General features: G+C 45.1%; 9 protein-coding genes. 7 read left to right on the top strand and 2 right to left on the bottom strand.

Annotation, left to right across the window (positions count from 1 at the left end; genetic code table 11):
- Window positions 1–64: 64 nt before the first annotated feature.
- The 6 genes from L0J61_RS05695 (at window position 65) to L0J61_RS05670 (ending at window position 7,763) form a co-directional block, all read left to right on the top strand.
- The gene (locus tag L0J61_RS05695) at window positions 65–1,510 is read left to right on the top strand and encodes an imelysin family protein (protein ID WP_301465367.1); all 1,446 of its coding nucleotides are present in this window, start codon (window positions 65–67) and stop codon (window positions 1,508–1,510) included.
- 151 nt (window positions 1,511–1,661) lie between these two features.
- Window positions 1,662–3,317, top strand: a complete 1,656-nt coding sequence (locus L0J61_RS05690) for a di-heme oxidoredictase family protein (RefSeq protein ID WP_301465366.1) — start codon at window positions 1,662–1,664, stop codon at window positions 3,315–3,317.
- A gap of 105 nt (window positions 3,318–3,422) precedes the next feature.
- Entirely contained in the window at window positions 3,423–4,571 is a 1,149-nt protein-coding gene (locus tag L0J61_RS05685; RefSeq protein WP_301465365.1) for an imelysin family protein, read from the top strand.
- Window positions 4,572–4,634: 63 nt separating this feature from the next.
- Window positions 4,635–6,182 (top strand): DUF1513 domain-containing protein, encoded by a 1,548-nt coding sequence (locus tag L0J61_RS05680; RefSeq protein ID WP_301465364.1) that lies wholly within the window; start codon window positions 4,635–4,637, stop codon window positions 6,180–6,182.
- Window positions 6,183–6,268: 86 nt separating this feature from the next.
- Window positions 6,269–6,853, top strand: a complete 585-nt coding sequence (locus tag L0J61_RS05675) for a M48 family metallopeptidase (RefSeq protein ID WP_301465363.1) — start codon at window positions 6,269–6,271, stop codon at window positions 6,851–6,853.
- A 307-nt stretch (window positions 6,854–7,160) separates the two neighbouring features.
- Window positions 7,161–7,763: a methyltransferase domain-containing protein gene (locus tag L0J61_RS05670; protein ID WP_301465362.1), complete on the top strand. Its 603-nt coding sequence runs from the start codon at window positions 7,161–7,163 to the stop codon at window positions 7,761–7,763.
- Here L0J61_RS05670 and L0J61_RS05665 read toward each other — a convergent pair.
- Together L0J61_RS05665 and L0J61_RS05660 are read right to left on the bottom strand one after the other, a co-directional pair.
- Window positions 7,744–8,412 (bottom strand): hypothetical protein, encoded by a 669-nt coding sequence (locus L0J61_RS05665; RefSeq protein WP_301465361.1) that lies wholly within the window; start codon window positions 8,410–8,412, stop codon window positions 7,744–7,746. The two genes, L0J61_RS05670 and L0J61_RS05665, sit on opposite strands and share 20 nt — an antisense overlap.
- 58 nt (window positions 8,413–8,470) lie before the next feature.
- Window positions 8,471–9,379, bottom strand: a complete 909-nt coding sequence (locus L0J61_RS05660) for a hydrogen peroxide-inducible genes activator (RefSeq protein WP_301465360.1) — start codon at window positions 9,377–9,379, stop codon at window positions 8,471–8,473.
- A 314-nt stretch (window positions 9,380–9,693) separates the two neighbouring features.
- On the opposite strand from L0J61_RS05660, the gene ahpC reads away from it, so the two are divergent.
- Window positions 9,694–10,260, top strand: coding sequence for an alkyl hydroperoxide reductase subunit C (gene ahpC / locus L0J61_RS05655; protein WP_301465359.1), 567 nt, complete (start codon window positions 9,694–9,696; stop codon window positions 10,258–10,260).
- Window position 10,261: the final 1 nt, after the last annotated feature.

Below are 10,261 nucleotides of genomic sequence, written 5' to 3'. Positions count from 1 at the left end.
GTCCTTAGAGTCTTTTATAACTTAATCACAGCGCTGTCTATTTCTATTTCTATTGAGGATGTATATGACCATTATCACAACAACGAGCCGTAAGATTTTACCAACCACCTTAGCTGCTGCGCTTGCAGGACTTTTGATGGTTTCAGGCTGTACTCAACAGACCGAAGAAACCTCAGACACCAGTGCTGACACTCAGGTAGATGTACAAGAGGCAGAATCAGCTAACAACACAGAAGTGTCGCATGTAGATGAGCTGGTTACTAGCTATGCCAACATAGCGCATGCTACTTATAAAGATTCTCTAGAAACAGCTAAGACGTTACAAACGGCAGTTGAAGCCTACGTAGACACGCCAACTCAAGCCAACCTTGACGCTGCTAAAGCCGCTTATAAAGCCGCTCGTCAGCCGTACTCAGAGACGGAAGTTTTCCGTTTTGATGAAGGTTTTGTCGCTGCTAATGAAGAACGTGCAATTGAGAGTGTCGATGGCTGGGAAGGACAGGTTAATGCTTGGCCACTTGATGAAGCATTGATTGACTATGTTAGCGACGGCTATGAAGGCGAATACAACAGCCAGGATAACATCATCAATAGTGATAGCATCGCAGTTGGCAGCGCCAGTCAAGATACCAGTGAAATCACACCTGAATTGTTAGCAGAGATGAATGAGATTGGTGGTAGTGAAGCCAATGTAACGACCGGTTATCATGCGATTGAGTTTATGCTTTGGGGTCAAGATACTCACGGTGTAAACGAAGGAGCAGGTGAGCGTCCAGTGACTGACTATGCAACTGAAGAAGGACAGTGTACCAGTGGTAGCACTGTCAATGATGATGCGAGCATCTGTGAGCGCCGTGGTGAGTTTTTAACAGCCGCCGCGCAATTGTTGGTTGATGATTTGACTGCGATGGAAGCTGAATGGCAGGCTGATAGCGAAAATACCTTACGTAGCGACCTTGAAGCACGTAAAGACGACAATGCACTGCGTCAGATCATGTATCAAATGGGTAGCTTAGCGCTAGGTGAGCTTGCATCTGAGCGTATGCAGGTTGCGTTTGTGACCGGCTCTACCGAAGACGAGCACGAATGCTTTAGTGACTTGACTCACTTAAGCTATGCACACAACGCTCGTGGCATTCAAAATGTCTTTAATGGCAGCTATGAAACAGTTGATGGTAGTGCAGTTGGTGGTTACGGTATCAAAGACTACCTCATCGATAGTGGTCATGAAGATGTCGCTACAACGCTAGATGGCGATTTTGTTAAAGTAGCAGATGCTTTTGATGTTATCGTAGAGAAAAGTGAAGAAGAAGGTATCAAAGTCGATCAAATGATCGCTACTGTTGGTCAGGTGAGCGAAGCAGGTATCTCTGCTGAAGAGCAAAATCTACGTCGAAGCTGGGTTGAAGAGGCTATCACTGACTTACAAGAGCTAACTGGTGGTATTGAGAATGCTGCAAAAGCTATTGGTATTGATAGCTTAGATGCGGACACAGGGTCTCAGTTCTAAGATCATTAGCTAATAAATAGCTTTTTGTAACAGCTTAATTTTATAATGAATACGTTGTTAACAATGGTTGGCAACGTATTTTTGGGTATTAAACAAACGGTTGTTTTGCACATGGTTTTAATAGTGCTACGTTCGAACTAAGGCAATTTCTATGAACTTCATTTCTGCCAACACTTCTGATTCTCCTTCTTCCAAAAAGCTTCTGAGCACACCTCTTAAACTTTTATTAGCAGTCACAGGTGTACTGCTTGTTAGTGCTTGTCAGCCATCAGACAATGTCTCTGAAGATGCTTCTGAAAATCAGGATATGGCAACGGATAATGAAGGTGAGCAAGCACTAGCACCTCAACAGAGTCAAACCATTGAAGCATTGGCTGGTGTGCCAATGCAGCAGCTTGCGACATTTGATCCGCAAGAAATTAAGCAAGGTGGTGACACGGGTATTAGTATTACCAGTGCTGAAAGCTATTCTAAACCTTCCTCAAATTTATCTGCCTCACGCAAAGGAAACTTTTTTATCGGTAATGCTTTTTTTAAGCAGCCTTGGGTTATCGCGCCTGCCAGTACGGACAGCCGAGATGGTCTGGGAGCGTTGTTTAACGTTGCTGCTTGTCAGTCGTGTCATATCAAAGATGGTCGTGGGCACGCACCGATGAATAGTGACGACGATGCTGATAGTTTACTCATCCGTCTGGCTATGCCGGCCAGTACGGAAGAAGAGCATCAGCAATTGCAAAGCTCGCAAATCGAAAAAGTAGCTCATCCTATGTATGGTGGTCAGCTACAAGATCGAGGTATTCAAGGCGTTCCTGCCGAAGCCCATATTAGCGTGACGTGGACGGATAAGCCGGTCACTTTTACTGATGGTCATGTCGAAACCTTGCGTGCACCCACATTTAGCCTAACCAAACCAGGATATGGTGCATTCGATGATGATTTGATGGTATCGCCTCGAGTGGCTTTGCCGATGATTGGACTTGGGCTCTTGGAGCAGATTCCTGCTGATGATATCAAAAAACAAGCTGTCAATGAGAACAAGAATTCGGAATCGGGTATCAGTGGTAAATACAACTGGGTGACGGATCCTCAAACAGGCGAAAAAATGTTAGGGCGTTTTGGTTGGAAAGCAGGTCAAACCAAGTTACTCACTCAAAACCAAAGTGCATTTAATGAAGACATGGGGCTGACTTCAAATATCCGTCCTCATGAATCGTGCATGCCGACACAAACGGCGTGTGTGAATGCGACGACGGGTGCTGATGAGCAGGGTAACGGCAAGCCACCTGTCGAGGTCAATGACGAGGTTGCCAAGTTTGTAGAGTTTTATACGCGTAACTTGGCAGTGCCAAACCGAAGAAATGCTGACGATGATCTGGTATTGGCGGGAAAAAAACATTTTTATGATATGGGCTGCCAAAGCTGTCATACGCCGAGATATCAGCTGCCAACAACTGACGATGATCATCTTGAGCAACACGGTCAAGTGATTTACCCTTACACAGATATGCTGCTGCATGACATGGGTGATGACCTTGCAGATCGTACGATTGCTGGCAACTTGCCACCCAAAGATGCACAAGTAGAATTTTTGGCAAATTCATATGAATGGCGTACTCCAGCGCTGTGGGGCATTGGCCTAGCTCAAACTGTCGACCCGCAAGCGACGTTTTTACATGATGGGCGTGCACGCACCTTGATGGAAGCTGTATTATGGCACGGCGGTGAAGCGGAGCAACAAAAACAAAAAGTGCTCAAACTTGATGAGCAAGAACGTGCTGAATTTAATGCCTTTTTACAATCGTTGTAAGGCATATTTAGCCGAATAAAGCGATAATATGCATCAATATACAAATAAAGTGGTTTGCTTCAACGATTTATCAACAACTATCAGCCTATAAATACCGAGAAAACTATGAAAATAAACCATGCTTTAGCAGTCGCACTCTCTGCCTTAAGTGCTGGACTCTTAATCAGTTGTGTCAAACCAGCGGATGAAAACAACGCACAAGACGTAGACGGTCAAGCAGTCGAGCAGGGTAGCACTGGCACTGGTTCAGTCGAAGGTGCAGACGATACTACTGAAACAGTCACTGCCATTGATATCAGTGCAGATACTGCTAAAACCTACTTGACCCATGTGGCAAATGACGTCGTTATCCCAGCATATGCCGAAGCAGCGAGTCAAAGTAGGCAGTTGCATGACTTAGCGCAAGAGCACTGTCAGTCTGGAGCAGTCAACAGCGACGATTTACAAGCGCTACGCGACCAGTGGCTGGTGTTGGCACAAGCATGGGCTAGAGCGGAAATGATTAACTTTGGACCCGCGACTGCCAGTATGAGCAATTTGTATATCAACTACTATCCTGATGAGCGTGGCTTGGTACATAATGGTGTCGCCAATTTGATCGGTGCTAACCCCAATCTAACAGCTGAACAGTTGGCAGATGAGAGTGCTATCGTTCAAGGAATTCCAGGGCTAGAGGAGGTGTTATACGCCAATGAAAGTTTAGACGCTGGTCAATGTGCGTATGTCGTGAGTGCGAGTAGTGCGTTGAGCGCACGCTTACAAGATATCGAAAATAATTGGAAAGAGAACGCCACTGAGCTACTGGCGATTGATAAAACTGCTGATAGTGATCAAGGTCTCAACCAATGGTTTAACTCTTTACTTTCGCTCATCGAAACGATGAAGTCGACAGGGATTGACCAGCCATTAGGGATTACGGGAAATGCTAAGGGTCATGTACCTGCTGATACTGCCGGTCAAAGCCGCGCTATTATCAATGCAAAGCTCGCGACGCTTAATGATGTGCTAACTGATCCAGTGCTTACCGCTATTTTGGATGTCAATGAAGAAAGCAGTGTGGGTAACAACTTATCTACTGCGTTAGCACAAAGTACTGCATTGTTAGGACAGATGCCTGAAGATATCACAGATGCTGACCAAGCTGATCAACAGCAGCTCTTGGAGCATTTAACGACGATAACAGGTCTAATTAAGCACCAGTTAATCCCGACATTAGGGGTTCGTGTCGGCTTTAATAACACTGATGGTGATTGATGAATTGTTATTGGTTGATGAATCGTTGTCGATTGAGGCACAAATAAAAAATGACGTTTTCTGATGAAAGCGAGAAGGGTTAGCATGGTGGATGAGTACAAAAAGTACGATACCTTACTAGGGACGATATCGGCGACTGTCAGCGCTACCGCCATGTTAGTTGGTGTGCACCATTATTACCGTAAGCAACGGCAGCCAGACGCTGAACTAAAAGACTATCTGGTTGGATTGGGTGCTCAGGCTCGCTTGCTATCAACGACCAATATACCGCGTTTACAGTATACTTTTCAGCAAGCCAAAAAAGGCTATCAACACTATGATGTAGATGGCTGTGAAATGCAAATGAGCCAAAATGATAGATCAACTGATCTGCTGGCGAGACATACCAAGACTATTATTTCGCGTCCGGTTTGTTGGGTGAGCGGTGTCGCCTCTATGCCCAAAAAAATAAACTTCGATCGTCATTATAATGGCACTGTCAATCAGAATAACAACGATTCGGGTATGGACTTTGGTGTTGTAGGCATCGATGCCGATAGACAGATCGTTTGGCAGACCACCATGCCTGAGCGTGTGCATGATATTGTCGTTCAGCCATTTTCTCACTCAGCAGATGAGCTTGTTAATGCCAGTGACAGCCATAATGATAGCTGTAACCATGAACGTGATGTCGTGGTAATGGGTAGGCGACCGAGTGAGCAGTTTTGGGTGCTTGACACAGCCACGGGACAAGTAAAAACCACCATCACAGCATCAGAAAATCGTCATTTTTATGGTCATGCGTGCTACAGCCTAGATGGCAGCCTCCTTTATGTGACTGAGAATGATACCGTCAGCCTAAATGGCAAAGTGGGTATTTACGATGTAAGCAGTGCTTATAAAAAGATTGCAGAATTCGACTCACATGGTATAGGTCCTCATGAGCTGATTATGCACCCAGACGCTGAGACTTTAATTGTCGCTAATGGCGGTATCAAGACCGAGCAAGCCTCGCGTGAAGAGCTAAATTTAGATACGATGCGTCCGTCATTGGTTTATCTCAATCGCCATACTGGACAGTTGCTCGAGCAAATCACTCCTGAGCATAATCAGATGAGTGTCCGTCATCTCGCCATGCATGATGACGGTACAGTGGTGATCGGTGTTCAGTTCCAAGGTGAGAAGCATATTAATGTGCCTTTGGTTCTAACACATAAACGCGGGGATGCTGAGTTTGCGCCACTCACCATGCCGAACAATCAATGGCAACGCTTTCATCAATATATCGCCAGTGTGGCAGTGGACAGCGAGCATGACCTGCTATGTGTGACCACGCCTATCGGTGGCTGTGCCGCGGTTTATGATCTCAATACTCGCAAGCTGATAGATGGTGTCGATCTGCCAGATTGTGCAGGGGCATCAGTGTTACTAGATAAAGTATCTGGCAAAAGCACCAGTGACAAAGTAGGGTTTATCGTCAGTGATGGGCAAGGTCAACTAACCGCTTTAGAAGTGAAGGCTTTGTCACATGCTGAGTCGTCTGACGGCGAATCGTTCGATAAGAACAGTATTGTTCTGCCAAACAGTAAAGGGCATGCCATGTCTTTTGACAATCATTTGCAAACGTTGTAATTGCATTGCTCTAGACGCAAAGGAGATGTGACATCAGTTTACAGACGGTCAGACAGCAGCTTGCGCAAGTAGGCATCGAGCTACATGTGACTAAGAAGCGCGTCAAAAATATTAATTTTCGTCTGAAACCCCACGCTTTAATGGTTTCTGTTCCCGTTTCTATCAGCTCAAAGCAGACAGTGCAAGCCATTGCTCATCGTGTACCTTGGGCGATTGCCAACCACCCGCAAGTATTAGAACGATACAAACGAAAAAATAGTGCCTTAGTAGAACCTACCGCTGATACGCCTTTACTTTTATGGGGTGCCACGCAATCACTGACCTTGACCCATGATGAAAAGGTTGCCTACTATCGGCAACAGCTCAATGAGGTAATGCCTTCACTGTTTGATAAGTGGCAGCCAGTGGTTGGGGCCTACGCTAATGAGATGCGTCTAAAAAAAATGCACACGCGCTGGGGTAGTTGCAACACAGGTGCAAGGCGTATATGGCTATCGGTTTACCTTCCTGCTTATCCGGTTGAATGCACCGAATATGTTATCGTTCATGAACTGTGTCACTTGCATCACCCCAATCATAGTCGTGCATTTTGGCAGACGGTCGAGGCTGCGATGCCAGACTATAAGCGTTGGCATGATATGTTGGCAGGCAAGACTGGAAAGTTGGACTGAACATCTTTAGTTAGGGCGTGTAAAGCACTCAACCAACCATATGTCTCTAATAATAAACATCCTTCATTCGTACGAACCTGATATTATATTGATACGATATGTATCGTCTAAAACCACACAATGGAATGATATCTTTCCCAAAAATACGAGTCGCCAGAAAAACGCAAGCAACCGTTATGCCTGACAGTAGTTGTACGTGACAGGTTGTTTTAAGTCAGTGCGGAAAGTTTGAGGTCGGTAGGCTAAGCGTTGCTGAGATAGCTGAGCGTGATCATTGGGTTTGGTATTCAATATATAAGGATGTCTTATGGACAATGTTAATCAAGCTGGATTTTGGCAGCAGCGTTATGAAAAAGATAGTATTGGTTGGGACATGGGGCAGGTGTCACCGCCGCTCAAAGCCTATATCGATCAGCTACCTGAAGCAGCTAAAGATCAAGCTATTTTGGTGCCAGGTGCAGGCAATGCTTATGAGGTGGGGTACCTACACGAAAAAGGCTTTACCAATGTCACTTTGGTTGACTTTGCTCCCGCCCCGATTGAGGGTTTTGCTGAACGTTACCCTGACTTTCCAGCTGAGCACTTAATCTGTGCAGACTTCTTTGACTTATCCCCTGAAGAGTATCAATTTGATTGGATACTTGAGCAGACGTTTTTTTGTGCGATTAATCCAGCGCGTCGTGACGAATACGTAGAAAAAATGGCGGCGCTGCTAAAACCTCAAGGTAAGCTGATTGGCTTGTTGTTTGACAAAGAATTTGGGCGTGAGGAGCCACCCTTTGGTGGGAGCAAAGAAGAATATCAGCAACGATTTGAGGGCTGCTTCGACATCGATATTATGGAGATGAGTCATAACTCATACTCGGCACGGCAGGGCAGCGAGTTGTTCGTCAAGATGCGAGCGAAATAATTTCACGCTTGAGATTGTCTCGTGCTGGCATTTCTAAGCGCTTATAGTAATAGTCACTTAGATAAAGTCTGGGGCGTTTCAACAACCCTTTTAATAGTGCAACTCTTCCGGCTTGATACTCCGCAGGAGCAACGTGCTGGTACTCTTGGCGAATGGCTTGCGCATATTGTTGATACTCGTGCCAAGGCGCCGCCAAAACGCTTAAATCCATATCTAGTAAAAAAGCCGCGTCACTGTTTTTTTTATGGCTCGCAAGCTTAGCACGCTGATGAGAAGTGGTCATCATAATAAGGGCGTAAATGTGCTGGCACTGTGTCGCATCTAGATAATGATGCAATGCATTGACGGCATACTCTGCGCTTTTTAACTCATTATCTGAGCGCTGTGGCTCATATATCACATCATGATAATACAACCCCAGAGCAATGATATTTGGCTCGTATAGGTGATGCTTGATTTTCTCAAACTGTCCAAATAATTGCTGAAGGTGGCTTAAGGTATGGTAAGCACGCTGCGTCTCGCTATAGCGAGCAGCGAGGTCCTGCCAAAGAACATGAATGTTCGCCTGGTCAATCTCGCTGTGAATAGCAGAGATATGCAGGGCGAAGCGACTGCCAAGATCAGCACGTATCTGCGACAAATCATCCATACTTAGCCTATTTGAGTGTTGCTCGATAAGTATCGGTGGCAGTTAATATAAACCAGCGTTATTTTTCATTAGCTGCCTCTTCAAACGCTTGTTTAAATAGCTTACCAAGTAAATTGACATCATCGACGCGTGCATAATTTAAACGAGTAACGAATGCAATGTGGCGGTGCGGTCCTTCCTCTGCGAGTGGTACGGCGACGGCATCTTGATTATGTAGATGCAGTTGATCTAAAGCCATTTCTGGCACCAGAGTTGTTCCCATATTAGCCAGTGCCATCTGGATAAGGGTGTTTAAACTGGCATCCGAAAAGCTTGATTTCATCTTCGTACGATCAAAGTGACAGACAGATAAGGTTTGGTCCGTTAGGCAGTGCCCTTCGCCAAGCAACATGAGATTGGCAGTCGCTAGCTCATCCGCATTAATCGCATCAAGCTGGGCGTGTGAGTCATTTTTTGGAAATACTGCAAAGAAATCTTCACTCCAAAACTCAAAGCTATGTAGACCATCTACTGCATAGGGTAGGGCAATAATTGCCGTGTCAATATGACCATAACGTACTTGCTCCAGTAAGCGTTCGGTTTGCTGCTCAACGATCGTCATGCGGAACTCAGGATAATGTTGGCGCAGAGCAGGCAGTACTTTCGGTAGCAAGTAAGGTGCGATCGTCGGAATGATGCCCACTGTCATCGGATAGGCGAGTGGCGTTTGATGTGAGTGCGCGCGCGTGGTCAAGTCGCTGACCTCAGAAAACACGCGTTGTGCTCGCTTAAGGATGTCTTGACCGATAGGAGTGATCAGTACCTGTTTGTTATTACGCTCAAAAATCTGCGTATCTAGTTGTTTTTCTAGTTCTGCAATACCTAGGCTTAATGCAGACTGTGAGATATTGCAGTCTTCGGCAGCCCGTTTGAAATGACGGTGTTTAGCGACGGCTAAGGCGAACTCAAGTTGACGTAATGTAATCATAGAATCTCTCTATTAATGGGCTGTCTGGAGCAATTTATAATATTGATTTATTCGAAGGACCTACTCAATATAAGATAGCAGCTTACCTATGGCCAGTTGATGATAAAAACTAGAGATAATAGTTTAACAAGTTTAATAAAACAAAACATCACATTAAAAACTTTTAACTGGATTGCCATCAAAATTAGCGTATAGTTTGTCAGGTAGCCAAGGTAATTGAAGGCTTAGTAAAATTAGTAAAAACAGTTAAGTAAAATGTTTAACCGATAATCACAAACCATCCCAACAACCTGTAATCAAAAAAGGAGCCAATCATGGCCGCTATCATTAATCAAGAAATCCCAGAATTCTCAACAGAAGCATTCGTCAATGGCGAGTTCAAAACAATCACTTCAGAAGACGTCAAAGGCAGCTGGGCAATTTTTATGTTTTACCCACATGACTTTACGTTTGTTTGCCCAACAGAACTTGAAGACATGGCAAATCATTATGAAGAGCTAAAAGGTCTGGGTGTCGAAGTATACGCTGTATCAACTGATACTCACTTCGTACATAAAGCATGGCACGATTCTTCAGACGCTATCGGTAAAGTAACTTACCCAATGTTGGGCGACGGTACTGGTAAAATCACTCGTGGCTTCAACATCATGATCGAAGAAGACAACGCAGCGCTTCGCGGTACATTCCTCGTCGATCCTGAGGGCTTGATCAAAGTTGCTGAGATCCACGACCTAGGTATCGGCCGTAGTGCAAAAGACATGGTTCGTAAAGTGAAAGCTGCTCAATACGTTCGTGACAACGATGGCGAAGTTTGCCCAGCTGCTTGGGAACAAGGTCAAGATACACTGAAACCAAGCCTTGATTTGGTTGGTAAAATCTAAA

The sequence above is a fragment of the Psychrobacter sp. genome (genome assembly GCF_030457785.1).
Taxonomy (GTDB): domain Bacteria; phylum Pseudomonadota; class Gammaproteobacteria; order Pseudomonadales; family Moraxellaceae; genus Psychrobacter.
This window is presented reverse-complemented; position numbering and strand designations above follow the sequence as displayed.

What these genes read in the sequence shown, in the direction of transcription:
- L0J61_RS05670 (WP_301465362.1), top strand. Translation starts at nt 7,161, where the DNA reads ATGGACAATGTTAATCAAGCTGGATTTTGGCAGCAGCGTTATGAAAAA.
- L0J61_RS05695 (WP_301465367.1), top strand. Translation starts at nt 65, where the DNA reads ATGACCATTATCACAACAACGAGCCGTAAGATTTTACCAACCACCTTA.
- L0J61_RS05690 (WP_301465366.1), top strand. Translation starts at nt 1,662, where the DNA reads ATGAACTTCATTTCTGCCAACACTTCTGATTCTCCTTCTTCCAAAAAG.
- L0J61_RS05660 (WP_301465360.1), bottom strand. Translation starts at nt 9,379, where the DNA reads ATGATTACATTACGTCAACTTGAGTTCGCCTTAGCCGTCGCTAAACAC.
- ahpC (WP_301465359.1), top strand. Translation starts at nt 9,694, where the DNA reads ATGGCCGCTATCATTAATCAAGAAATCCCAGAATTCTCAACAGAAGCA.
- L0J61_RS05665 (WP_301465361.1), bottom strand. Translation starts at nt 8,412, where the DNA reads ATGGATGATTTGTCGCAGATACGTGCTGATCTTGGCAGTCGCTTCGCC.
- L0J61_RS05685 (WP_301465365.1), top strand. Translation starts at nt 3,423, where the DNA reads ATGAAAATAAACCATGCTTTAGCAGTCGCACTCTCTGCCTTAAGTGCT.
- L0J61_RS05680 (WP_301465364.1), top strand. Translation starts at nt 4,635, where the DNA reads ATGAAAGCGAGAAGGGTTAGCATGGTGGATGAGTACAAAAAGTACGAT.